We start from the raw sequence: 26,454 nt of genomic DNA on the forward strand, positions 1-26,454 counted from the left end.
CAGGGTGATCCGGGAAACCGGGGGGACTCCCGTCAGCGCCGAGCCGCTTCCTTTGCCTCGCTCGTGTGGCGCAGGACGCGCAACGGCGACGTGTTACCGAGCGCACTTTACGCCATCGCGATGAGAAGGGCCAACGACCGGTTGCGCTGGACCTGGAGCCACCTGCGGTGCTAGACGGCGCCGACGATGACGCCCGGCTGGCGGGCGCGCCTGGAACGAGAGTGAGCGCCTTACGGATCGTCGCCACCTATGACGGCAGCAGTTCACTGACGTCCCCATGCCACGAGATCGCGAGCTCGTCGCGGGCCCGCGTCGTGGCCACGTACAGCAGCGACTTCTCGCGTTGCAGCACGTCGGCGCGGTCTGCCTCGGTAGTCGCCCTCAGCGCGAACGCAGCGGGCAGGGCTGAGGCATCCGCGCCGAAGATGAGCGCTCGCGAGAACTCCATGCCCTTCGCCCGGTGCATGGTCATCACGACCGGCTTGCCCGTCGGCACCGACCGATCCGAGACGAATCGGGCGGCGATGCCGCGCTCGTCCAACCCGCGCACCAGCTGTTCACCGAGCTGCTCGGTGCGTACCAGAACCCCGATCGTCTCTGGCGTTGCCGCGTCCTTGAGCCACTCGCCGACGACCGCGGCGGCCGTGTCGAACTCCTCGCCGGCATCGGTGGCCGGAAGCAGGCGCGGGACCGGCCCGACACGGGCTGAGCGGTACTCACTCGCGTCCTCGGCCTGTTCCTCGAGGTCGACGAACTCGGTGCCGGTGAGCACGCTCACCGCGTAGCGCAGGTTCTGGGCGGTGGTGCGGTAGTTCAGCCGGAGACGCTGAGAGCGCCCGACGATCTTGATCCCGTAGCGGCCGAGCACGACCCGGTTGCCGTAGATGCGCTGGTGCGAGTCTTCGGCGATGAACAGGTCGTCGTCGCCGTCGGCGACGAGCGCGCGCAGGAACTGCCAATGGGCGGGGCCGAGATCCTGACCTTCGTCGACGAGCACGTGATCGAAGGGCCGGCGCTCTGCGGCGTCGAGGACGTCGGCCGCGATGGCCGCGGCCTCCGCGAAGTCGATGGTGCCGCGGATGCTCGCATTGAGCCGGTACGCGCTGATCACCTTCCAGACGGCGGCGCGCGCGCTGCGATCGAGCGCGATACCTCGACCCGGGCGTCGCACGCGGGCATACTCCTCGAACGTCTTAACGCGGTTCGGCAGTACGATCAGCTCGTACTCGGCCTGCAGGAACACGGGGCTCCGCAGGCTGGGCGGGAGTTCCGACCCATCGGAAGCGAGTGCGTCCCGCCAGGCGTTGCGGTCGGTAATCCGCCCAACGTCCGCAGTCCGGGGCCCGAGCACGCCCGCGACGGCCGCTTCGAGCCCGGCCGACCGGGACTGCAAGACCGCGCGCACGGTTGCGTCGACTCCGCGCACGTAGACGCCTGGCTCGCCCAATCCCTCGCTCATCGGCAACGCCGAGTCGAGCAGCTTCAGGTCGCGCTGAAGCGCGTCCGCCAGCGTCTTATTGAACGTCGTCAGGAGGACTCGCGCGCCCGGATGCTTGCGCGCGAGCGTGCGCGCGCGATGCAGCGCGACCACAGTCTTACCCGTCCCGGCGCCGCCGGAGAGGCGGAACGGCCCTTTCCACGAGCGCTCGGCGTACTTGCGCTGCTCGGGGTGCAGGAAGATCCGCCAGGCGGCAAAGTCGCCGTCCTCGATCGCGCGCCGCAGCTCCTCGTCGTCCTCGATAAACGCAAACTGGAGGCGGGCGGCCGGGTGCTCGAGCGCCATCGCCAGCTGGGCGTCCGGGTCCGCGGCCGGCGCGGGCGGCGCCTCGTCGATCGCCAGCGCCTCCTTGACCTGCTCGAGCGACCGGCCGGCGCTGAGGTCGATCAGCGCCACGCCCTGCCACCCGGTGACGAGTTCGGCCAGCTCGGTGATCTCGTCCGCTTCACCGCACTCGAACGCGAGCTCGGCGACCTCGGTGTCCAGTCCCAGCTCGTTGACCAGCACGTCGACCGTCAGCCCGAGCCGCGTGAACAGCGGCTCCGTGAGTGCCGCCTGCGGCTCGCTGGGGGCGGCGAACGCCGACGGGACGACCGGCGCGTCGGCGATCAGCAGCTCCGCGATGCCGTTCACCGGATTGACCTGGAGCGTCGCGCGCATGGCGAACTCCGTCGCTTCGTCGTGCGGCCACACGCCGAGGTAGACATAGATAGCGTCCTGCTCGCGGCCCTGCACCTTGAACAGCACAGCGCGCCAGAAGCTGTCCACGCGCCCAGTACGCACCCGCGGGTCCACCGACCGGACGATCGGCTCGATGTGCAGCCCCGGCACCGTGTCGTTCTCGGCCAGCTTGGCCAGGAAGTTGTAGGCCTTCCCACGCACCGACCCGTCGATCTGCGGCGCGTGCTGCTGAGGACCGAGGATGATCTGGGGCACCTACTGACCTCCGGCGAGAGCGTTCCCGATGGAAACCGCATCGGGTGCGACGACAGTCCACCCGTCAGCGGCGAGTTCGTTGAGGTCGTCGGCCGTCAGCTCGAGGTTGACGGCGACCTTGTGCTCGATCCAGGCCAGGGCGAGCGGCAAGCCACTCTCGGTCTCGTGCCCTTGCGTAGGAAGCGGACATGCGGTGTCGGCAAGGGACAGGATGAGCTGCTTCTCGGCGTCGCCGACGGCACCTGCGTGCAACGGGGCCCACGCCGCCGAGATCGATGTCTTGCTGGTTTCCGTCGCCGGTTGGGGACCTGAGGTCAGCGAGTACGTGCTGATGAACGTAGGCTGCAGGCTGCGGTTGAGCAGGTTCGCGAGCCGAATCCATTCCCGCCATGCGACCTTATGTTGCTGCCCGAGTCGGTCGTCGCGATCGTCGAGCAGGACCACGATCTCGGCGGCCTTGCCGGAGTGGTTGCGAGCCACCACGCTGAGGGTGTCGTGCCGCCACGCCCACACCGGCCGTTCACCGGTTGTCGGCAACGGCGATCCGTCGTGGAACGTCTGTGCCAGCTCGAGAACCGGCGCGGCCGACTCCGCCTTGCCGTGGCCGCCAGCACCCACGAGCAGCAGTGGGAGCGCATCGGCGAGCGCCTCTATCCCCGCCGGGTCGGGCTGGCTGATCCAGCGCGCGAGGAAGTCGATCGGGCCGCCCTTCACCAGCTCGAGCAGCCCCGGCTTGAGCGCGCCCCCGGTAGCTTGCATCGCGAGCGTCCAGCGCTGTTCGGCGAACCACAACGGTGGAGGGGTGGAGCCATGTTGTGCGTCCAGCAGGTCCTGCCACGTCAGCCCGATCACCACGTAGCCCTGGTCGCGCAGTGACGCTCGCTTCTGCGCGTCGTCGGCGAGGCGATTGATCATCGGGCTGGCGTGGAACTGCCAGCCGTCGCAGAACAGCGCGAGCCGGGGGATGCTCTGGTCGTTGCTGTAGAAGACGAAGTCGGGCTTCACGCCGGCGAGCGGCAGCTGCGGCTCCATCACCCAGGTTCGCCCGCCGATGTTGATCGTCCAGCGGTTTCCGTACGGGCCCGGCTGCTCCTGCACGCTCGCGCCGAGGCCAGCGGTCAGCCGGTCGAACAGCACCGTGCGCAGCAGCTGCTCGATGTGTGTCTCCGGGTCGTACGTCGTCGTCTGCTGCTCGGTCACGGTCCAGCTGAGCGCCGCGGCCGGTTCGCCGGCGCCGCCGGCGAGCAGGATCGTCCGCAGGTAGCGCTCGGCCGCGACGCGCGACACGTGCTTCTGGGTCGAGCTGTTGATATACGGCGACAGGCAGCGGTGGCAGGACGCGCGGCCTTCGTCCTTGCACGGGCAGTCGCGTACGAGCGTCCACGCCCGGTGTAGCACGGCGTACATCGCTTCCGGGTCCGCCAGCTCGGCGAGATAGCCGGTGCCGCCGGGGACGGTGTCGTGGATCAGGATCGCCTCGTGCGCCTCGGCGCTGCCGGTGATGACGATCCGCTCGAAGGCGAGGTGGTCGGGTGCGCCGCCGAGGTGCTCGGTGAGCCCGAGCTGGAAGGCGGCGAGCAGGCTCGGGACGGCGAAGCGGTCACCGACGGAGATTGCGGCAGGTAGCTGGACGACCACGACCTCGGTCCGCAGTGTGCGGCCTAGCGCGACCGGCTTGACTTGCTCCTGACTGGTGTTTCGATAGACGCACCACGGCCGGTGCTCGGCGGGGGAGTTCTGTCCGGTGCGGGAGTCGAGCTTGCCGCAACCCGCGCACACGCGGAACAGGGGGGCGGTCAGCTCCGCACCGGCGATCAGGCGCGTGCCGCCCGGCTCGGCGGCGTTGCCGAGGTTCAGCCACCGGATCGTGGTGTCGGTCAGGTGCTTGACGCCGAACGGGTACCCGTCGACGAACCACTGCCGGCGCGGGACGTCGATGTCGGCCGCGGTGACGATGTTGAACGCGACCCGCTCGCGGTCGTCGCGGACGTCGTCGATCGCGGCTTCCTCGCGCCGCATCGCGGAGGAAACCCGCTGGAGCTCGACCACGGGCAGCCGCTGCTGCACGTCGGATATCCCGGCGTCTCCGCAGCGCGGGCACGCGGCGGGTGACGGCTGCTCGGTGACGTCCTGCCCGAAGCCGCACGACGGGCACCACACCCAGTCCCCGATCGCCTCGCCGTTGACGCCGAGGTCGACCGCGTCGACCTCGATCCGGTGTCCCCGCGCGTAGAACGTCGCGCCGGGCGCGAACTCGCGCAGCGCCGAGGCGGCGCCCCGGTTGAAGGTCGCGGGCTCGGACATGTACTCCTGAGTGTCCGGGTCGATCCAGCTGAGCGTGACGTCCAGCGCCACGGCGTCGTCGAGCAGGGTGTAGTTGGGCAGGATTCCGTGTTCCTCCAGGATGCTGATCCAGTACTGGCCCTGCAGGTGGTCTAGCTGCGCGCCGGCGAGCCGCCGCGCAGCCTTCGCAGTGCGCAGCGCGACCTTGTCGTCCTCCGTCGCGGCGGGGGACCCGGCGCGCTGCTCGAGCTCCGGCAGGCTCGCCTGGATCGCCTGGATCCGGTGCTGCTGAATCTCCACCTCGTGCTTCCAGCGCTGGTGCTGCGCGTGGACGTAGGCCGCAAGGGGGCTCGGCCGGGGCTCCGCGTGGGGCTTAGACCACAGCCGGAGCTGCTCTCGCGCCGGCTCGCTCAGGCTCTCGAACGCATCGAGGAACGCCTCCAGGTTCGCGGGCCTCTCGGCGGCCTCAATGACGGCGTGAAGGAAGCTGCCCGCGTCCACGGTCCCGATCGCCTGCGTCGCCGTGGCTGGATGCGGGGCGTTCGCCGCGCGGGCGAGCCGGTCGGCTACCGAGGCGACGTACTGGCGCCGCAGGATCTCCTCGGCGTCGATGTAGGTGGCCGGCGGTCGCACCTGGCCGTTGATGACCGAGAGCGGGTCGCCGAGTCGCGGCAGCTGCTCGCCGCGCCCGGAGACGAACGCGAGGTTGAGCGCGCTTCCGGTCAGGCGGCCGGCCCGCCCGACCCGCTGGAGGTAGGAAGCAACGCTCTTGGGCAGCGACGCCAGCATCACCGTTGACAGATCGCCGATGTCAATGCCCATCTCGAGCGTGGGCGTGGCCACGAGCACGTTTGGCGCTTGCGGGTTGTCGGCGCTCACCTTGAACTGGTTCTCGTACTCCAGCCGCAGCTCGTCCTCGAGCAGGCTCGTGTGCTCGCGAGCGACGATTCGGGTGGCGTCGGCGCTGTGATAGAGCCGGCGGTAGAAGTTGTCCGGGCGCCCGCCCGCGCGCACCAGGGTGCCGGTACAGCGGGAGACGAGACAGGGAAGCCCTTCAAGCTCGTCGACCACACGCGTCGTGCCGGGCACGGCAGCGCCGCAGATGTCGCAGGCGAGCAGGAAGGCCCTGCCGGAGTACCCCTCGTCGTCGACGGGCCCGACCAGGATGCGACTCTGCGGCAGCTCGAAGACCTGGCCGCCAGAGTTCGTGTTCACGGTGTGGACGATGTCGAGCTTCGCCAGCTCGTTGAGCAGCGTGACCGTCAGCGAGGCGCCTTCGTTCGCCGTGCACCCCAGCGCCCGCGCAGTCCAGACCGCGTACCAGCTCTGCGCCGAGCCAGCGGACACCAGATCGCTATCGGTGCCACTGCCGCCGACGCGCGGGTACGCCGGAGCGCCGCGGCCACGCGGAAATGCAGGCATACCGTCCCAGCGCGGGCGGCCACCCCAAATCGAGTACCGGCGCCCGTCCTCGAGCTGGTATTTGCGGAACCACTCGTGCTGGATAGCGCCGTCGGTGCGCATCCGCTCGAGCACGCCGCGTACCCAGCCGCTGCGCTGCCGGTCAGTCGCCCCCATGCCCTCGAGTTGAAGCGGGCCGGCGATCTTCTCGACCTCGCCGACGACCTTGACGATCGTCGCGGGTGCGATATCGACCTCGGCGGCCAGGCTGCCGGTCAGCTCGAGCGTGCGGCCAAGCCGTGCCTGCAGCCCGAACTCAAGCACGGCGTCCAGCGCCAGCCGGCGCCGGACCCGACGGCGGAAGCCGGTCGGCACCTGACTCTGCCGTGGCCGGCGCCAGAACTCGGTAAACGCCGCGTGGTCGGCGAAATCCGGGGGTAGGAGCCGGTAGCGCCGGTGTGGGTCGTCCCCGGCCTGCTGCAGGGCACGGTCCACGAGTTGCTCGAGATCGATGAGCTCCTCGCCGACGGCGCGGCGAAACACCGATCGCAGCGTAAGGCTGTGCGAACGGCTCTGAACGAACCCGGCGCGATGGGCCGCGTCCTGGACGCTGTCGGTGAAGATCAGCGCCTTCTTTTCGGCCTTATCCAGGTCGTCGCTGCCGAAGATCGTCGACAGCGAAACTGACAGCAGCGTCGCGATCGCCGAGCCCAAGAACCGAATACCGTCCTTCTGCATGCACGACGGGCAAGTGTCGTCGGCCGAGAATCGTCCCGCCTTCGGCCCCGTGTGGGCGAGCACCGGCAGCACGCGGCCGGCGGCCACGTCGGCATCCAACTCCGGCCGGTGTGCGAGCACGCGCCGTTCGCTCGGGTAGAACCACAGCAGGCGCGGCTCGTCCGGATCCGGCGGTTCGGTCGGCGGCTCATCGTCGAGCTCGGTCTCACCCTCCGCCGGCGCGTGGATCAGCGCCCGGAACTCCCGCGAGTCGGCCAGTCGGGCGCGGCGGATGTCGCTGGAGTCTGCGGCCGTCAGGTCGAACCCGCCGATGGGTGCGCGGACCACCGCCCAGCCGGAGCGCCCGCAATGTCGGCAGAACAGCGCCGGGAACGCGGGGGTCACCGCGTCGCCGGCCGTGCCGGCCAAGGTGTCGTCCGACCACAAGAACTCTGGCGAGCCAAGGGCGACGCGATCGATGCGCGTCAGCTCCCGAATCCATAGGTGCAGATCGAGCGATAGCGCGGACCGGCCCTCGACCTTGCGCACGTGGCTGAGCGCCGCGCTGTACAGGAGCGTGAACGTCTCCGCGATGTGCCGTGTGGCAGGGTCCCCGGCGAGCGCGGGCAGGAGGATGGCCGCGAGCTCGGAGATCGGCCGCGCGTGCTCCGCCTGTTCGACCAGCGTTCGCGTGAACGGGTGCGCCTTCGACAGCGCCAGCAGGTCGGGTTCCGGCGTCTCGAACAGCGAGCCGAACACCGCTTCGGCGATCGCGCGGCCATCGGTGAGCGTCGACGCCTGGTTGACGGCGGTTTCGACGGCTTCGCGGTCCGTGCGTGGAGCCGCGGTCGCGGCGCCCTGGGACCAGTCCTCGAACGACAGCCGCGCCTCGGTGATCACGGCTGCGTCTTCGAAGGCCTCGCCGAACACGGTGCGCGCAAACTGCAGCATCGCGGCCGGGTCGCCCTTGTCCCCGAGCGTGGCGGAAGTCGCGACCGGCGTAAGCACGCCCAGTGGGCGCGCACGGTCCGCCTCGGTGAAGACGCCGTCGGGCCAGTAGGACTTGAGCGTGATGCCGAGACGCCGCAGCAACATCGTCACGTCGGTGCCCTGCGCCCCGTCGTAGGTGTGGAACTCGTCGAGGACGAGGTACTGCAGGCTGGTCGCGCTGTCTCGCCAAATCCGCGCGTCCGGCTCGCGCAGCAGCATCTGGTCGAGCATCTTGTAGTTCGTGAGCAAGATGTCCGGCGGCGTGGTGCGGATGACGTCACGGCGGTTGATCAAGCCGTCGGCAGACACCTTCGATCGCGCAGGCTTGCTCTGTTCCCCGGTATAGATCGCAGCGGTGACGCCGGAGAGCGACTCGCTTCCACTGATGAGCGCAGCAAGCCGCTGGGCCTGGTCGTTGGCCAGCGCGTTCATTGGGTACAGCAGCAGCGCCTTCGTCCCCGTGACCCCGCGGCGCCGGGCTCGCAGCACGTGGTCGAGGATCGGATACAAGAACGCCTCGGTCTTGCCGGACCCCGTTCCGGTAGTGATCAGCGTCGGACGCGGACGCGACTTCGCCGGCCCGACGTCCAGGCTGCTCAGTCGCGCGAATGCTGCCGCTTGATGGCCATAAGGCGTCGGGCCCTCATACCAGTCGAGCGCGTCGCGCCAGCCCGGCGCGGCCGGCTGAAAAGGCAGCCGGACACGGAGGTACGGACCTTTGAAAATGCCGTTCTCGCGGCTGGAGAGGAAGTCGATAAGCGCAGCACGCGCGTCCTCGTCGGCGAGCGCGAACGTGGTCGACAGGTAGTCCAGCAGTCCCTCACGGATCGCTGGGGCCTGGACGCCCGGGAGCAGCTCGCTCACGCGCCGGACCCCAGTCGCTGCTCGAACTCCACGTAGGCGGCGCGCAGGTCTGCTTCGCGGTCGAGCGTGCGGAACGGCGGCTCGTACACGTACTCCACGCCGCTCCCCGGGTGTGCGACGGTCCTTTCCTCGACGGCGACCGCATCGCCCGCCCGTCGCCACGCGCTGACCACGGACGTCGGGAGCAGGCGACCGTTTGCGTCGTACACGTAGGCGCCGTGGTCATAACCGTACAGCACCGGGAACTGTGTTCGATACAGCGCGCAGAGTTCGTCCGCCGTGATGCCGAGCGCTAAGGCTACGAGTGCATCGAGCTCGACCGCCGCCTGTCGGCGTTCGATCGCGCGCCGCAGCGGCGTGTGTCGCGACCACGAGGCGTCGATGTCGCCGAGCGGGCGCAGTGACGTGTCGCCATCGGCAGCGGTCCAGCGGTCGTCCGCGAACTCCTCTTGGAAGATCGCGGACCAGAGCGGCGCGTACGCGTCGGTGATGCAGTTGAGTCGGAGCGCCCGCAGGGTGACCCATGGCCAGAGCGCGGAAGGCTCCGGGAACGGAAGCCGATCGAGCGTGGTGGCCGAGATCGTCGACTTGGGAGCGACGCGCACGGCGAAGTCGTGAATAAGAGACGTCGCAAACCCGCTCACGACGACGAGCGTCGTGCCGCCGCCAGGTAGGGCGACGGAGCTGATGCCGTGAATGTGCGCAGTCCCGGGCGGTATGAGCGCCGCGATGAGGGTTCGTTCGCCGGTGTTGGCCGCCATGTTGCGCCACGCGAGGCGATAGTGATTTCGGGCGGCGATGACCGGGTCCCCGTGTTCTGCGCTCGACCAGTGCGTGTAAGACGCGTCATACGACGCTTGATCGCCGCGGGGTTTGTACGACGTGGTCGGGACAGCGTCCGGCGTGAGCGCCTCGACGTCCGTCTCGGTCCAGTCAGTGTTGTGCAGCATCGTCTGGTTCGGGAATTTGTAGAACGGTCGCGCCGGCCCCAGATGCGACCCTTGGAGGATCACCTGCCTCCACGATTCGGGCCGGCCCCACTCCGAATCGAAGAAGCCCTTTCGGCGGTCGATGCTCTCGTCCCATCCGCGAGAGAACAGCGGCCGCAGCCTTCCGATCCGAGGTGCGGTCGAGAGCTTCTCGAGGACGACCGCCGTGGAACGGTTGACCGCGTACACCATTCGGGTCTGCTCCACCGGCGTGACGCTGCTCTCGAGGACCGCGTGCCACGAAGCGAGCGTTTCGCTGGTCGCGTCAACGATGCGAGCGGCGTGTGGCCGGAGGTCCCAATTGCCGTCGAGATCCTTGATGCCAGGTTCGGGGCCGGAGCCGTCGTGTTTAAGCGAGCGCTCGACGGTATCCGGGTGGTACAGCGACGCCGCCTGCTTGAACTCCGGCCACCGCGCCGAACCGTAAACGTGGACGCCGTAACGGCGTTGGTTCTGGATCTCGAAGAGTTTGAGCTCGTTGATGAACTGCCAGTGCCGCCGGAGGCGTCGATAGGTCGACGCACGCAGGATCCCGGCCTTCTCATCGGTGAAGTGCGTCTCTGGATGAATCAGACCGACTAAACCGGTGGGTCTGGCGTGGCGCCAGGTCTGTTCCATGAAACAGCGATACAGATCGGGCTGGAGGCCGGCGAGGTGCGGGTACTGCGCCGGCGAGCCGAGGAACGCGGCTAGAGCGGCGATCTCGGCGGTGCCGTCGAGGACCAGCTCGCGTGTCCCGGCAACGGCGAGCGCGGACTCGCGGTGGGCGGCGTCCTCCTGGGCGGTGGATTTGGCCTTCAGCTGCCACCACGGGTCAGCTTCGGCAAGCAGCGCTTCCACGTCAGAGCGAGGACGGACCCAGGGCGGGTTGCCGACCTGGAGGTCGAAGCCGCCGCGGGCGAAGACCGGGACGAAATCGAGTTGCCAGTGGAAGAATCCCTGGCGCTCGGCGACGCGCTCGGCCGCGGCGAGCCACGGGTGCTTCGACTTCACCGCGGCTACATCTGCCGCGCCGGCGAACGCGAGGTCGCTCGTTTCCGCGGCGTTGAGCTCGTCCCAGTCGGCGGCGGAGGCCAACGACAACTGCCCGGCGGCCACGCCGCGCCGCTTGCCGGCCACGCCGACGAGCGCCTGCAGCGTCGCGATCCACTCGTCGAGCTCGGGAGGAGCCGCGTCCTCGGTCAGTGGCCAGAACCAGAGCGCGCACCAGGCGTCCATCACACGCCGCAAACGGCGGTAGGCGCCGTCGGGAGCTTTGAGCGCCTCTTCGATCTGCTCGCGGGATACGGTTCCGCCCGCGACAAGACCGTCCGCCTCCCATACGGCGATCGAGCGCCGGACCTGGGTCTCGGCAATCGTGAGCCTTCGCCAGACGAGCTGCCACAGCGTCTCTACGCGGCGGCCGAGGTCGAGCAGCGCCGCCACCTGGTCCTTGCTCGGCTTGACCAGGACCCGCTTGCGCCACTGCTTGAGCCGGTCCAGCGCCTCGGGCGCGAGCGGCTTGGCCTCCTTGGCGTTGAGGGTCGAGCCCCAGCCCTCGGCGGGCAGCAGGAAGTGGTGGATGCGGCCAGCGGCGGAACCTTCGCGGCCCTCGCGCGCGTCCTCACCGAGCTCGGTGAGCGGAACCTCGGCCGGGACGTCCTTCAGCCACGTCTTCTTCTCGACCTGCGCACGGGAGAACACGGCGTGGCGGGCACCGACGAGCGAGTTCCCGCGCCGGAGGTGCAGGCCGAACCAGGGCGCCTCGAGCCCGGCCATCATCGTGTCCAGCCACAGCGAGATCTCGGCCAGCTCGACGGCCATCGCGTTGCGGTCCACGCCGTAGATGTTGTGAAGCGCGAGGTAGGCCTTGGCCTTCTGCAGCTCCGCGGCGTAATTCTCGGGGTCGATCCGCCGGCCAAGCTCGTCCTGACGCCGCGCGAGGTACTCCGCGGCGAGCTGGCGCACCGCCTCGATCGCGAACGCGCCCGAGCCGAGCGCCGGCTCGCACACCGTCAACGCCAGGATCGCCTCGGCGGGCGTGTCTTCGTCGATCAGCTCCGCGAGCGCCTGGCTGACGGTGAACCGCGTCAGCACCTCGGGCGTGTAGTAGGACGCAGACTGCTGGCGCTCGCGCCCGGCGAGGCGGAAGACGAACGTCCCTTGGCGGTGCAGCACGGGCTTGAGCTCGCCGGTGATGGGGTCCTCGCTGCGGACAAAGTCCTTGTCGTCGATGTGGTCGGCCCGGTCGAACGGCACGAGCCACGTGCCCTTCGAGCCATCGCCGCCCTTCGCGACCTCGTACAGATCGGTCTCGGCGAAGCGGCCCGAGAAGGACATCAGCCCCTCGTACACGGCGCCGAGCTGGTTGATCCCCAGCTCCGCGTAGGAGATGAAGCCGCGGTCACTGCCGCGCTTCTCCTTGCTCAGCAGCAGGTGCTGAAGGACCCGCTGCAGGCCGGCGTTGCCGAGCTTGACCTCGTCGATTCGCGCGGTTGCGCTCGGCTTGAACAGGTCGGCCCGCAGCGCGCGGAAGGTGAGCGCTTCAACGAGGCCCTCATCGGCGGCGTTCTTGGCGGCATCCACGCCCGTGTCGACCAGCCCGAAAAGCACCGCGAGCGAGTCGTAGAGGTGCGTGCCTGTCTCAGCTTGGGGCGTGGTCAACGGAACCTGGATCAGCTCGCGGAGTCGGTCGAGGCTGTAGCCCTGTTCGTACTGGGCAACGCCGACCGGCAGTACCGCGAGCTCGGGGGACGCTTCGGCGTACAGGAGGAACAGCACGCGGTACAGGAAGCGCAGCGACTGTTGCGCCAGCGGCTGGGCCTCGGACGCGGGCAGCGGGTCGAGGCCTTGCCGCGCCCGCCGGGCAACGACGTCGTTGGCGATGATCTCGATCGAGAGCCGTACGCCTTCGCGCAGGTCCTGGGAGACGCCGACCGTGTGCTTGATGCTCTCCTCGAGGACGCCGTGCCACCAGATGGTGCCTTCGGCGTCGGGCGCGAGCGACTCGGCGGACAGGCACGTCAGAGCGACGTCCGTCTCACCGCCCCTGCGGTCATCGCCGCGTTCGCAAACCAGCTGTAGATCAATCGCGAGGTAACGACCCTCGGGCCAGCGCTCCCGCTCGGCGAGGAGCGCGAGCCGCCCAGCAAGCACGAGCGCGAAGGCTGGCGCGTCCTCGGCCACGAACAGCGCTGACAACAGACGCGGAACCGACCGGATCTGCGTGGACTCGTCGAGGTCGTACGGCCCCACGAGCGTCTCGGCATCCTTCTCGAGCAACGCCTCGACCGTCTCGGCCGGTCGCGCGGCGACGAGCGCGACGCCGGCGCTCTCCGGCAGGCTCGCCTGTCGAACGAACGTGACCGGCCCAACGTCCTCGCGGGTCAGGCCGAGGATGCCATAGCCGAGGAGATCGGAGAGCTCGCGGCTCGGTTCCGATTCGCCGTCGAGCGAGGCGAACCACGCAAGCAGCGACGCGCGCGCGGAGGTGAACCGGCTCCGGACGGAACCGGTCTCCTGCTGCGCGTCCCACTGCTTGCGGCGGGCCAGGACCTGCGCGCGGAACGACTGGCTGGTGGCGTCCGTAGTGAAGTAGTGCTCGCTGATCCAGTCCTCGCCGATGAGGATCGCGTCGCTCACGCTCATCGCTGCTCGCCCTTCGGTACCACTACGAGCAGTGGGCGGACGAGCCGCTGGTCCGGGAGCAGCGACTCGGCGATTTCCTTCTCGCCGGCGACGAGAGCGCGCCGGTCACGGACCTCGGATCGCTGAGCGAGTGAGTCTGCGGCGTGGTCCCAACGCTGCACCCGCTCGGCCCATGACGAGACGCGCTCGCTGGTCGCGGCCTCGATGGCGCTCACGACCGTCGACAGGAAAGTACGCGCCTGTTTGACCGCAGGCGCCACGTACGCGGTCAGCTCGGTCAGCTCGGCGACCGGGCCGGTGTTGACATGGGCGACGGCAATCCCAAGCCGCTCGAGCGCCGAGCGAAGCGTTGCGTGTGCCTCTGGCAAGGGGAGCCGATCGGGCGCCCCGCCTACGAACTGGACGACGACAAATGATGCCGCCACCACCTGCCCGCGCCGGTTGGTCAGTGTGCCCTGCAGGAGGACCGAGACGTGCTCGACGGGCCCGCGCATCCCGAACACCTGGTTGCGGCCGAGTTGCGCCAGTGCCCGGTCCGCCGCCCACTCCACCACGGGGTGCAGCGGGGACAGATAATGCGCCTCGGGCCACAGCGTATGCTGCCCGGGACCGCGAGCGGCTGCGAGCGCTGCGCTGCCGCGCGCCGTGGTTGTCGCCAGCCGCAGTCGCTCGGTTACCTGCCGGTCCTTGATGTAGGACTGCGGAAGCACCTCGAGGCGCCGCCGCAGATCCGGTGACGGCTCCAAGTCGACGATCTGGTGAGTCGGCTGCGGTTTCCAGGACACACCGTCAGGCCACGGAAGGCCCGGCGTCTCGAGCACCTCATCGAGCGTGTCCGACAGGAAGTCGAGGTCGCGATCGTACGCGGTGGCGTGGGTTGCGAGGTCCGGGGTGGGCGCGTTGGTCGGAGCGTCGAGCAGACGGGCGAACAGATCGTCGAAGTCGCCGCCTTGGCCGATCTCGGCGACGGAGCGAACCGTGTCCTCGAAGCGCTGTTGGCCGGCGAGGACCTTGCGGATCTCGTCTTCTTCCGTCTTGACGTCGTGCTTGCCCATCAGCGACGCCGAGTCACCGAGCGCCTTGTGGGCCTCGTGCTCGCGCTCCATCAGTCGCGTGAGTACGCGCAGGTCACCAAGCGAGTTCTGCACGTCTGGGTCGAGCAGGAGCGTCGTGATCCGCGGCGAGTGCTTCTGGCCGTAGCGGTCGATCCGCCCGTTGCGCTGCTGGATGCGAATCAGCGACCACGGGATGTCGTAGTGCACCAGGTGGTGGCACTGCAGGTGCAGATTCACGCCCTCGGACGCGACATCGCCGGTCACGAGCACGCGGATTGGGGACGACTCGAGCTTGAACGACTCCACGACCGATTGCTGCTCCGTGTCGGTCAGCCCGCCGTGGAGAACTGCGATCTCATCGGCGTTTAACTTGAGGTCCGCGCAGAGGCGCTCTCGTAAGAACTGCAGTGTGGGCACGCGCTCGGCAAAGATGACGACACGGGTCGGCTTGCCTTTGCCGACCCCGATCTCGCGCAGGTGGTCGCGGAGTGCCGCGTACTTGGCCGTGGGTTCCATGAGCCCTCGCTGCGCCAGGCTTTCGAGCCGCTTCAGCGCCTCGGCTTCGCGGCTGTCGGGATCAGCGAGGCGCTTGCGCCGGTCAGTCGCGGACGCGAGCAACGCGGCCGGCGACGACAGGAACGCCTTCACGAGCGTCCAAGGAAACAGCGCCGAGTTGGCGCCCGAGTAGGGACTTTGGCCGGCGGCGGGATGGACCCACGTCTCGTCCAGCTCGCGGGCGATCTCGTTCTCAATCGCAGACGCCTTGACGACCCGGTTGTCGGGCGAGAGGCGCTCGGCCCAGTCGCCGCCGACATAGCTCGCGACCTCCTCGCTGTGGCGGTGCCGACGGATTACGAGTCGCTTGACCTCTTCTTCGACGAGCTCACCCTCAGGCGTGACCGCACTCGGCTCGAGCATGCGGATCAACTCGGCGAACGACTCCTTGCGACCGTTGTGCGGGGTCGCGGACGCGAGGATCAGCGCGTCGGTTCGCGTGGAGAGCAGTCGCGCGAGGCGGTTATTTTGCGAGGCGCCGGTCACGTTGTGGCTCTCGTCGATGACCACCGCGTCCCAGTGCTGCTTGCGAAGGTGGCTGATGTAACGGTCGCTCTTGAGCGTGTCGATCGAGATGATCGCGCGCTTGAAGTACGCGAACGGATTCCGGTTGCCCGGCAGCTTCTGACGAATGCGCTGGATGCCGAGCGAGTCGAGCCGCACGAACGGCAGCGCGAACCGAGTCCAAAGCTCGAACTGCATCTGCTCGAGCACATGACGCGGCGTGACCACAAGGATCCGCTCGCCGCGACCCCGCCGAACCAATTCGGCCAGGATCATGCCGATCTCCAAGGTCTTGCCAAGCCCGACTGCGTCGGCGAGCAGAATCCGAGGCCGCAGGTTCTCCGGCGCCAACGCCTTTCGCACGGCAGCGAGCTGGTACGGGAGAAAGTCCGCGAGACCCTGCGTGGCAACCGTCAGCGACGGATCGGTGATCGGCACGGCGGTCTTTCGCGCCATCGCTTCCAGCCACAACCGGGACCGCCTGTGCCCCGGCGAATCATCGGCAACCACCTGTGCGGCAGCTGGGTCGAGGTGCTGCACATCCTCGAGTGCGGTGGAGAAGATCGCCTCGGTGTCTCGCACGAGCTCTGATACCCCTTGGGCAGAGACGAACCACTCTCCGTCGTCGGCGCGCTCAGTGCGAGTTACCAGCCACTCCTCGTCTCGGACAAGCACGACCGATCCCGGCGCGGGCGGCGCACCTTCGACCTGGCTCATCCCTGACCCACTCCGGCTCTCCTCATACTGCGGCGGTGACCATACTGCACCCCGTGGGTCGGGTGGCGGACGCTTCGAGGCCCGGGCCGGGCATGATCGGCGAGTACCAGTGCATGCCTACGGCAGCTCAGCGGCGAGCGCGTCGAGAACGCGCTCCTCGCGTTGCTCGCGGTCGAGGATGTGAATCGACGAGCCCTCCAGGTTGCTGCGGACCTCCAGCACGGTGTCGATGCGCTCGGCGACGGTGGGAACGTGGCTGATCAGCCCGATCAGCCGGCCGGCTTTGGCACGTTCCTCGAGTGCGGTCAGCGCGGTGTCGAGGATGGTCGCGTCGAGTGTGCCGAAGCCTTCGTCGAGGAAGAGCGCGCGCAGGTCGCCGCCTGAGCGGTCGGCCACCTCCACGAGGCCGAGCGCGAGCGCGAGCGACGCGATGAACGTCTCGCCCCCGGAAAGTGTGTCGGGGGAGCGCGGGAACCCGGACTCGCTGTCGAGGATCTGGAAGTCCTCGGTGAACGCGTATCGGCCGGTGATGTCCTGCAGTACGCGCGAGGCGTGCTGGAGCAACGCGAGCTGGCGGCGCCTGACGACGTAGCCGACGAACCGGCTGTCGGCGAGCGCGTCCTTGAGATCTTCAAAGCCCGCTCGCAGCGTGCTGGCGCTGCACCGCAGCGCGTCCAGACGCGCGACAGGCTCGATCTGCGCACTGGCGGTGGCGTGCTCGCGATCGGCCGCGAAGAGCTCGCCGGCGAGCTGGTTGAGCCGCTCAGCAAGCGCGGGCGCGGTCAGTCCGACGGCGTTGAGCGCTTGTTCGCTGGCCGTGCGGTCGGCCTGCTCGGCGCTACGGGCTTCAACCGCCTCGGCGCGCAATTGTTTGACGCGCTCGTCGATCTGGGCTTCGAGTGCCTCTGCGGCCGGCACAAGCGCCTCGGGCTCGGGGCCGAAGGTGAGCTGGTCCTCGTTGAGCTCGACGGCCAGCCCTTCGAGCTCAGCGCGCACCGCGGCCGCGGGCGTGGTGACTTCGTCCCTCAGCCGAAGCTCGCGTACGTGGACGGCACGCACGGCGTCCTCGTAGACGCGTTGGGCTGTGGTGACCCGCTTTGTCACCGCTTCCGCGTCGGCGAGCTGCGTGGCAACGATCTCGTGCGCGGCGGCCACGCCGGCCTCGGTCGCCTCGGCGAGGGCCGGAAGCGCGGCGACCGCTGTGGCGAGTTCTTCCGACATGCGCACGTGGTCCGCCCGGCGCTCGGCGAGCGACCGCTCGAGCGCCTGGTCGTCCGCCATGAGCCGCGTCAGGAGTTGTGCCGCCGCGCGGTGCTCCTCGACGAGGGCGGGCCGCCGCGCGTCGATGACGGCGAGCGCGGCCTCGGCCTGCGCCGCGACGTCCTCGGCCGCGTGTGCGGCCGCGGTGGCGGCGGCCGGCGAGTCGACCGTCGTGTCCGCCTGCGCTTGCGCGGTGGTCCGTGCCCCGGCGAGCGCGGTTGCGGCCGCCTCCAGCGCTTGTTCGGCGGCCGCCCGGCGCTCCGCGTCGCGCGTGCACGCCGACGCGGCATCGCGTTCGACCGCGGCGGCACGGTCGAGGTTCAACTGGGTAGCCGCGGCGTCGGCGTCGGCGGCGTCCAGGTCCGGCGCCGTCGCCACAGCGAAATCGCCGGGCAGGTCACGCTCGCAGACAGGGCAGGGGTCGCCGGGCGCGCAGCCCGCCGCGACGTGGGCGACGGCGTTCTCGCGCTGGGCGGCCTCGCGTGCGGTGCGGGCGTGCTCGCGCTGTTCACGGGCCGTCGCCAGCGCCGCATGCGCCGCCGCGTATGCGACGGCGGCCTCCTCGGCGGCGCTGCGGGCGGTAGCGGCGGTGGCCTGCGCGGCCGCATGATGCTCTGCCGCATTCACGACCTGCGTGGCGGCAGTCGCGAGACGACCGGCGCGCTCGCGGGCGATGCGCGCTGCGGAGTCTGCGCCGGTGCGCTCGAGCTCATGTGTCGTGAGCGCCTGCTCGGCGGCTGCGACGCGAGCCCGGGCCGGCTCGAGCTGCCGCTCGTTCGCGACCAGCTGGGTTTCGTCGCCGGCGATCCGCGTGGCCAGCTCGGAGCGGTCTTCGAGCAACCGGCTGACGGCGTTCAAACTCTCGCGTGCCGCGATCAGCGACGCGGCGTCCAGGCCGGCTTCGGTGGCTTCGCGCTGCGCGGAATCGGCCTCCTCGCGCTCAAGTTCGGCCGACGCGCGCGAGCGAAGCGCTTCGGCCAACGCCGCGCGCAGCTCCCCCGCGCGTTCGGCGAGCGCGCGAAGCTGCACGGACCGTGTCCCCCGCCGCGCGGCCAGGCGGTCGGCCTCCTGGTCGGAGGTGCTCGCCCGCTCGAGATGTCCGCGGCAGGCGTCGGCGAGCCGGGTCACGTCGGCTTGCAGCTTCTCGAGCCGCTGGTGCTCGGGCGTGAGCTCGGCGAGCCGCTCGGACGCGGCCGCGGCGGTCCCGGCCGGGTCCGGTTGGAAGCGCCCCCGTGCTTCGACGATCTCGAGCTCGCGGTCTGCCATGCGACGGGCGAGTCCGTCGGCGCGCTCGCGCATCGCGTCGAGCTGCTCGAGCCGCAGGATCGACTTCAGCGTGTCGGTCCGCTCCCCCGGAGTGGCTTTGAGCAGGCGCTCGAACTTGCCCTGCGGGAGCAACACGCACGAGCAGAAGACGTCATAGGGCAGCCCGAGGATCTCGACGATCCGCGGATCGACCTGGCGGACGCCATCGACCTTCGGGTATGCGACGGGATCGGAGAGGCAGACGAGCTCGGCCGATCCGCCCGCGCCGGCGAAGCTGCGCGTGATGAGCCAGCGCTCTCCCGCGGCCTCGAACTCGAGCGCGACGGTCATCCGCTTGGCGCCGTGAGCGAGGAACTCGGTCGAGGTCTTCTTCGCCCAGGTCGACGCGCCGTACAGCGCCCACGTCATCGCCTCCAGCAGGCTCGACTTGCCTGCCCCGGTGTCGCCGATGATGGCGACGATGTCCATCTCGCGGAACGGCAGGACCCGCTCGGTGCGGTAGGAGCGAAAGCCCGACAGACGGAGCTCGAGCGGCCTCATGCCGGCACCGGCAGCTCGCAGGTGAGCACGTCGCGCAACCCGTCGACTGCGACCTCCTCGGCGTCCTCTGCGACCGCGGTCTGCACCGCGCCCCACAGCGCCTTCACCGTCACCGCAGACACGGACTTCGTGCCGCGCTCGCGCAGGTAGTCGTCGAACAGCTCGTCGAGCGTCTGTTCGCGCTCGTCGGTCGCGCGTGTGTGGGCGGCCTCGAGCCGCCGGCTCGCGACGTTCTCGACGATCTCCACGATCGTCGCGCCCTCGAGCAGCCCGCGGACGTGGTCCACGAGCCCGTCGATCGGGTCCTCGGTCTCGACCACGACCTTCACGATTGCCTCGCCCACCGATGCGGCGGCCGCCTCGACCTCGGTGAGCGTCCCGTGCAGCAGCCGCAGCGGGCGGCCGCCCGTCAGCGGCAGGCGCTGCACGCGCGCCGGCCGGCCGGGAGCGCACTCGACGAGTACGACCGATTTCGCTTCCTCACGCTCGCCGAAGTCGAGCGGCAACGGTGACCCGGCATACTCGGCCGTACGGGGGCCAGCGACCGACTGCGGCTTGTGGATGTGGCCGAGCGCGGCGTAGCTCACGGTCGGAAAGGACTCCGGCCCGGTCGCGTACTCCTCGGTGATGTGGACGCGCCGCTCGGACCCGCCCAAGACCGCGCCGGACACGTGCAGGTGCGCGGCGTAGATCAGCACGTCGCACGCGCCGTCGTAGCCATCGAGGAGCCCGTCACCGAGCCCGCGGTTGATCGCGCGCACCTTGTCCGCGTACTTGGCGTGGATCAGGGCGTCGTCGCCGAACCAGTCGACGAAGCGGTTCTGATGGATGAACGGCACCGGCGCGATCCGGATCCGCTCGCCCGCAGCAGTCGGCACGTCGATGATCCCGCCCCGATCGGGCGGCTTGACCCGGGCCACGAAGGTCAGCCGCCGATCGATCCCGCGCAGCGTCGAGAACACCTCGAACAGCCGCGGGTGGTCGTGGTTGCCGGCCAGCACGACGACCGGCGCGACGGCGGCCAGCGCGGTCAGCGCGTCGATCGCCTGCCGCATCGCGCGATGGCCGGGGATCAGCGCGTCGAAGACGTCGCCGGTGTGCAGGATCAGGTCCGGCTGATGCTCCTGTGCCAGCGCGATCGTCTCGACGAGGACCGCGGCGTGGTCGGCTGAGCGGTCGGCGCGATACAGCGACGCGCCGATGTGCCAGTCCGAGATGTGCAGGATGCGGGCCATCAGCTCCCCGCCTCCTCGAACGCGGACGCGGTGGCCGCGCGGTCGGACTCGCCGGTGGCCGCGTCGGACACGTTGGTCGCGTAGGGCGGGAACGGGAAGCGGATGGGCAACGGTGCGGGAACCAGCGGCTGGTCGAGCACCATCGTGCCGGGCAGGAAGCGGGTCGCGCGCTCGCGCAGCTCGGGCGTGAGGTAGCGGTAGTCGACGGCTTCGGTCGCGTCCAAGCGGCCCGCGACCTTCAGCGCGGGCTGGCGAACGACGGGCTCCGCGACGCGGCCGGCCGCCTGCTGGCAGCCGATCAGCAGCACACCCAGGGAGCGGCCGCGCTCGGCGATGTCCACGAACAACTCGCGCAGCGGGCCGTGGCCGTCGCGCGGCGCGTACTTGTTGAGCTCGTCCAGCATGATGAAGCGCAGCGGCTCGCGGCCAGTGCCCTGCTTCTCCTCAAAGACGCGCGACACCAGCGCGCCGACCACGAAGCGCTGGGCGGCCTCGTGCAGCGAGTGAATGTCCACCACCGTCAGGCTCGTGCGCATCACGGGCTCGGTGACGCCGCAGCGGATCAGGTGGCCCAGACGCGGGCCGAGCGCCATCAGCCGACGCTGAAACGCCATCAGCGTCCCCGGCTGCGTCCGGCCGGACCAGTGCTCATCGCCGAAGTCGGGATCGAGCTTGGCGGCGAGCAGGTCCAGCAGGTCGTACCAGGAGCGGATCACGATCCCCGCGCCCGCGGGCTTGGCCGGCGGGCGCCGCGCGACGACACGCTCAAACGTGCGCGACGCGCTGTGCGCCTCGGGGACGATCACCACCGCCCCCTCCTCGTTCTCGAGCGGGTGCGCGTGGCGGGCGAGCTGCGTGCGCACAACCTGCTCGACGAACCCGACCTGGGTCGAGCGGTCGTCGCTCTCCGTGAAACAGAAGCGCAGAAGACCCTGGCGGATGAACGCCTCGGGCGTCCAGCCGTAGATGCTCACCTCGTCGCTGCGGCGTGACGCGATGTCTGGCACGACCTGGGTCTCATCGCCTCCGGCCAGCGGCGCGACGTGAAACTCGACCTGCCCGAAGGGCTGCGGGTCGGCCACGCCGAGCTTGGCCCAGCGCGCTCGCTGGTCGTCGTCGAACAGGCGGTTGTGGCGGTCCAGGTGCAGCAGGTCCTCGCCCTTGACGTTGAAGACCAACGCCTTGGTGTTCGCGGCGGACGCGCCAAGCAGCGTCCGGCCCGCCGAGGTCTCGAAGATCATGTGCAACAGGAACAGCGCGTAGGAGGTCTTCGCGGCGACACCGCTGATGCCCGAGATCGACACGTGGCCGCCCTGCTCACCGTTCATGAACGTGAAGTCCGCGTACACGGGCTCGCCCGACTGGTCCAGTCCGACCGCGAGCGGCTTGCGCATCTGATCCTCGAACAGCGCCTTCGTGCGCGCGTCGCCGGTCGCCGCGTGCACCTCGGCGCCGGGATTGGGCGCGAGCCACAGTTCGGGATCGGTGCGCAGCACAAGGACCTCGGCGCGGCGGACCGCCTCACCAGGCATCGTCCCGTCCACGACGTGGCGCGTGTCCGACGGCCACTGCGCACCCTCGAGCACCCCGGTCTGCTCGACCACGATGCCGTAGTGAGCAACTTCGCCGCTGCCGTCGGGCAGCAGCTGGCGGCAGACGATCAGGTCGTCGAGCTGCACGGTGGCGTCGTCGTCGAGGACGACGTGGAAGCGGCGGGTGCCCGCGTCGACGGAACCGTCGACGGCGCCGATGCGTCTGAGGTTGATCATGGCCCTACCGGGGTCGAGATGGACAAGCGCACCGCGCGGGCAGCGCGATCAGCGGGGCCGAGGCGGTGGCGCAGCTGCGCTTCCAGCGCACCGATCGGCAGCAAGTTCTGCGGCGCGCGGGGATCCTTATAGGCGACGCCAGCGAAGCGCCCGAGCGTGCACGTGACGATGTCGGCCAGCCGCTGCGCCTCGCCAAGCCCGCGCGATTCGGGCAGTTCGATGCGCACGATGCCCGCCCACGGACTCGCGTGCGGGCCGGGCGGAGCGATCCGCACGTAGGCCGAGTAGCTCTCGCGGGCCAGGAACAGCGGCGTGCGCTGCGCACTGGCCAGCTCTGGGACGCGGGCGTGCAACTCGGCCGACAGACGCCGCTGCAGGTGGGTCTTGATGTAGCCCACGACGGGCTCGTCAAGCGTGCGGACGTTGTAGAGCGGGCCATCTACGATGGTCAGCCAACCCTCGGCCGACAGCGCCTCGGCCAGTGTCGCCTCTCCCTTGCGCATGCGCTTTTGAAACTCCTGTACCGGCGCCTCCGGGTACGTGGAGCCGACCGCGAACGCGTCCCAGCGATAGCCGGGCACCGACGCGAGTTCCCGCCGCTCGCCCGCGCCCATGATCAGCAGGCGGCGGGTGCGCAGGCGGTGGAACGCCGGCCGCTCACCGGCACGGAAGATCACGGCACCGCACGCGTGGGCGCCGACGACGCCGCGGGCAAGGCCGCCGCTCGCGTCGCGGTGGTAGACGAGGGCCTCCAGCCGGCGCACACCATCTACGAAGGCCAGGTCGGTCGCCGGTTCGGCGACCGGCGTGCGGGCGAACGGGGCAGCCGGCTCGACCAGCACGGCGTCGTCGGCCGCTGCCTCCTCGTCGATCAGATAGGGCGAACCGTAGGCGGCGGCCCAGTCCTCGAAGTGCAATCCGGTGGTCACAGCCATCAGGTCGCAGGACCAGCACCGTTTCTGACACTGATCGCGCCGTCCTGCTCGTCGAACAGCCCGGCGGCGATTGCGTGGTCCAGCACCGACTCGAGATGCTCGCGCTTGCCCGCCGCTCGTTGGAGGCCAAACAGCGGCGCGATCTCGACGAGATTTTCAGACTTGTCGTCCCTCGCAGCGGCCGCCGGCGCGTCGGCCTGTCGCTTGACGCGTTCCTCGTCTGCCGACGACACGGAGTCGGCTGTCTGCAACCCGTTCACCGATGCACTGGGTCGTGCCTGAGGCGACTCATCTGACAGTCGAACAAGGCGACTCATGCGGTCCAGTCCCATTCGTCGAAGCGCTCGCGCGCCTGCTCGAGGCTGTCGGACAGCGGCGCCCAGGCCAGCAGCGCCAGCCGGTCGCGGGCGCGGGTCATGGCCACGAATAGCTTGCGCCGCTCGGTGTCCCACCACTCGTCGCGGTCGCCGCGGTCCTTGAGCCAGAACGGCTGCACGGTCCAGTCGCCCTTGCGGTAGCCGACGAGCACAACGAGCTTGAACTCGAGGCCTTTGCTGCCCTCGAAGGTGCCGACGCGGACGGCGTCCGGCGCGCCGTCCGCGCGGCGCGCGAGCTGCGTCGTCACGACCGACTCGACCCCGAGCGCCTTCAGGGCTCGCTCGCCGCGCTGCCACGCCTTCTTCGTGCGCCCGAGCACGGCGACGTCGGCCGGCGCGAACTGGGTGAGCGCCTCCTCGAGCAGCCCGCGCAGGACCTCGTCTCCATGCGCGTCGGAGCCGACCAGGTGCAACTCCGGCAGCTCGCCGCGCCGACGCGGCAGCGGCGCCTCGCGGGGCGGGCGCGGCGCGGCCTCCTCCTCGAGGTCACCGAACGGCACGTCGCCCATCACCGCCTCGGCCGCGGCGGCGATCGACTGCGTGTTGCGCCAATTGGTGTGCAGCAGGAACGATCGGCCGCGAACGTCGAGGCCGACCGAGCGCAGGCTGAAGCCACCGGGATAGATCGCCTGCTGCCCGTCCCCGACGAACATCAGGTTCCGGTGGTCCGCGGCCGTGTCCAGCGCCATCAGCAGCCGGACCTGCATCGCCGTGAGGTCCTGGGCCTCGTCGACGATCACGGCGTCAAAGCGCGGCCCGGCACCCGCCTCGGCGAGCTCGACCGCGCGCCGGCGCAGCAGCGGCCAGTCCGTCCGGCCCTCGCGTCGGAGATGCTCCAGATAGCTCTGCCATGCCGTCCACACCAGCCGGCGCTCGTCCGCGCCGAGCCGCCGGCCGCGGCCGGGCCGCTCGAGCGCCAAGTAGTCGTCAAGCGACTCCACGCCACGGCCGGCCAGGACGGTCTCGAACTCCGTGCCCAGCTCGGCGGGTCCGCCGACCGCCTCGGCCAGCCCGGCGGTCTTGCGGCAGAGCTCCTCACGCAGCTTGCGGATCTGGTCGTCGGGCAGGAACGCGGGTTCGCCGTCCGCGGCCGCCGTGATCGCGAACACGAGGCTGTCGACCGTGCGCGCGCTGATCTTCCCCGCCGACTCGGGCGCGAAGCGCTGCAGCAGGGTCCCCCACACTGACGGCAGCACATTGACGAACGTCGTCAGCAGCACCCGCTCGGCGCGCCCGTGCTCGACCAGGTGACGGGCCCGGTGCAGGGCGGCGACGGTCTTGCCCGTGCCGGGGCCACCGCGCACGCGCGACGGCCCGTTGGCGACGTGGCTGACGATCCGGGCCTGCGACGGGTGCAGGTAGAACATCCACTCCTCGATCGAGCCGGCGAGCACGAGCTCGAAGTCGCGCGCGGCCAGCTCCGCCACGGCGTCCGAGGACTCGGGCGAGCGCAGGCGCTGGGCGAGCTCGAGCTCAGCGATCCGCGCGTCGTCGGGCGTCGGAACCCGGCCGTCGTCGAAGATGGCCAGGTAGCGGCCGGGGTCGTGCCACATGTCGGCCACCAGCTCGACCTGATCGGCAGCCATGCCCGTGCCCGCCAGTGCATCGGCGACTTCCACGGTCGCCGCGAGCGTGCGGATCACGCCGATCGCGTCGGCGCTCAGACCGATCTGCTGCAGCTGCGCGGTGGTGAACACGGTGAGCGGGTTCTGCAGCACCGGCTCGATCGAGCATCGGCTCGGCGCGCGTCCGCCCACCACGCGCCCGGGCTCCGGCACGGCCTCGGGCACTTCAGTGACCTGGACGCCGGCACCGCGGCGGTGGACGACGAGGCGGTCGAGGTGTGCGTAGGTAGTGTCGTCCTTGCGGTCGAGCTCGAGCACCACGATCTCCGCGTCGATCGGCCAGAAGATCACGCGGTAGGCGCCGACGCGCAACCGGTACAGCCCGCGCTGGCGGATGTTGACGATCGGCTTGATGTCCAGCGAGTGAAGTTGTCCGCGCATCGCGCCAGGCAGCAACTCGACCGCCGCGACCAGCCGCGCGTGGTCGGCGGGCGGCACCTCGCAACGCAGGTACCGGCGCTTGTAGCGCAGGCGAACGCCGTGCGCACTGGTCTGCTGCGCCAAGGCCCCGACGTCCTCCACCGTCGACATAGCGCGCCACCGTACGGTCCCGTCCGCGCGTGCGCACCTGTCAATACGTCCAGTTCGGTGGGAGGTCCCTGCCCGGCGGCCGGTCGAGCGCGGCCCACGTAGCCCGCGGGTCCGGTGGATGACACGGGCGCGTGGATCAACGTCGGGGGGACACAGCCGCGTCGGTGCACCAGAGACCGATCGGGTCGTCAGATCAGCCCGTCGCCAATCGACCCTCGCTGCGTGACCAGCGATCCTCCCTGCTGCCGGGCAACCATCCGTGACGGCGTCATCACCCTCAACCCGTGGACGCCACGGCTGCACGGGCCCGGTCTCGCACGCGCTGGGGTCAGCACCGTCGACGCGGCGCTGGCCGATCTGCGGATCGACGACCGCGAGCTGATCGTCGCGCCGGTCCCCCATCTTCCTTGGGACCCGGCGGCCGAGCACGCGCTACTCGAGTGGGCGCAGGCCCTCGGCTATCACCGCGTCTGGCTGCCCGGACGGGTCGTCACGCTGGAGCTGCTGCCCGTGCCGCTCGGTGGCGCCAGCGTCGACTGCCCGACGTGCGGTGCGCACTGGCAGGACGGCGGCGTCGACTTCTGGGCCCAAGTCCTGGACCGCGGTGTGTTCTTCGGGCGCTGCCTGGCGTGCGGCGGCTCCCTGCCCGAGTGGACGCCGACCCCCAGCCCCGAGGCCGACACGGGGGCGCCGACGATGCGGTCGCCCCCGGCTCGCAGCAACACTCGAGCCTGATCCCCGTCGCGTGCAGGCGGCACCGGCAGCGCACAACTTGCAGCC

The 26,454-nt window shown here is 70.0% G+C and carries 11 protein-coding genes and 1 pseudogene; 1 reads left to right on the forward strand and 11 read right to left on the reverse strand.

The window, feature by feature from the left end:
* Window positions 1-247: 247 nt before the first annotated feature.
* From C8N24_RS03485 to C8N24_RS03530, 11 genes and pseudogenes are all read right to left on the reverse strand, one after another.
* On the reverse strand, window positions 248-2,434 hold the full coding sequence (locus tag C8N24_RS03485) for a 3'-5' exonuclease (RefSeq protein WP_121248038.1): 2,187 nt from the start codon (window positions 2,432-2,434) through the stop codon (window positions 248-250).
* Window positions 2,435-8,689 (reverse strand): DEAD/DEAH box helicase, encoded by a 6,255-nt coding sequence (locus C8N24_RS03490; protein ID WP_121248040.1) that lies wholly within the window; start codon window positions 8,687-8,689, stop codon window positions 2,435-2,437. It lies immediately after the preceding gene.
* Window positions 8,686-13,305 carry a DNA methyltransferase family protein gene (locus C8N24_RS03495; RefSeq protein ID WP_121248042.1) on the reverse strand — a complete coding sequence of 1,540 codons (4,620 nt, stop codon included), beginning with the start codon at window positions 13,303-13,305 and terminating at the stop codon, window positions 8,686-8,688. The genes C8N24_RS03490 and C8N24_RS03495 overlap by 4 nt, the downstream gene beginning before the upstream one ends.
* On the reverse strand, window positions 13,302-16,136 hold the full coding sequence (locus C8N24_RS03500; RefSeq protein WP_121248044.1) for a DEAD/DEAH box helicase: 2,835 nt from the start codon (window positions 16,134-16,136) through the stop codon (window positions 13,302-13,304). Before C8N24_RS03500 ends, C8N24_RS03495 begins: the two co-directional genes overlap by 4 nt.
* 117 nt (window positions 16,137-16,253) lie before the next feature.
* Window positions 16,254-18,695: an SbcC/MukB-like Walker B domain-containing protein gene (locus C8N24_RS03505; RefSeq protein ID WP_245971746.1), complete on the reverse strand. Its 2,442-nt coding sequence runs from the start codon at window positions 18,693-18,695 to the stop codon at window positions 16,254-16,256.
* Window positions 18,696-18,938: 243 nt separating this feature from the next.
* Window positions 18,939-19,202: pseudogene (locus C8N24_RS35680) on the reverse strand (AAA family ATPase); the annotation flags it as partial.
* Window positions 19,199-20,437, reverse strand: a complete 1,239-nt coding sequence (locus C8N24_RS03510) for an exonuclease SbcCD subunit D (protein WP_121248048.1) — start codon at window positions 20,435-20,437, stop codon at window positions 19,199-19,201. The gene C8N24_RS03510 and the pseudogene C8N24_RS35680, both read right to left, overlap by 4 nt.
* On the reverse strand, window positions 20,437-22,206 hold the full coding sequence (locus C8N24_RS03515) for an ATP-binding protein (RefSeq protein ID WP_121248050.1): 1,770 nt from the start codon (window positions 22,204-22,206) through the stop codon (window positions 20,437-20,439). Before C8N24_RS03515 ends, C8N24_RS03510 begins: the two co-directional genes overlap by 1 nt.
* Entirely contained in the window at window positions 22,203-23,141 is a 939-nt protein-coding gene (locus tag C8N24_RS03520; protein ID WP_147447610.1) for a hypothetical protein, read from the reverse strand. Before C8N24_RS03520 ends, C8N24_RS03515 begins: the two co-directional genes overlap by 4 nt.
* Entirely contained in the window at window positions 23,141-23,401 is a 261-nt protein-coding gene (locus tag C8N24_RS03525; protein WP_121248054.1) for a hypothetical protein, read from the reverse strand. Before C8N24_RS03525 ends, C8N24_RS03520 begins: the two co-directional genes overlap by 1 nt.
* A gap of 53 nt (window positions 23,402-23,454) precedes the next feature.
* Window positions 23,455-25,674, reverse strand: coding sequence for a UvrD-helicase domain-containing protein (locus C8N24_RS03530; protein WP_121248057.1), 2,220 nt, complete (start codon window positions 25,672-25,674; stop codon window positions 23,455-23,457).
* 222 nt (window positions 25,675-25,896) lie between these two features.
* Here C8N24_RS03530 and C8N24_RS03535 point away from each other — a divergent pair, with 222 nt between their 5' ends.
* Window positions 25,897-26,409 carry a hypothetical protein gene (locus C8N24_RS03535; protein WP_121248059.1) on the forward strand — a complete coding sequence of 171 codons (513 nt, stop codon included), beginning with the start codon at window positions 25,897-25,899 and terminating at the stop codon, window positions 26,407-26,409.
* Window positions 26,410-26,454 lie beyond the last annotated feature (45 nt).

The sequence above is a fragment of the Solirubrobacter pauli genome (genome assembly GCF_003633755.1).
GTDB classification, from domain to species: Bacteria; Actinomycetota; Thermoleophilia; order Solirubrobacterales; family Solirubrobacteraceae; genus Solirubrobacter; species Solirubrobacter pauli.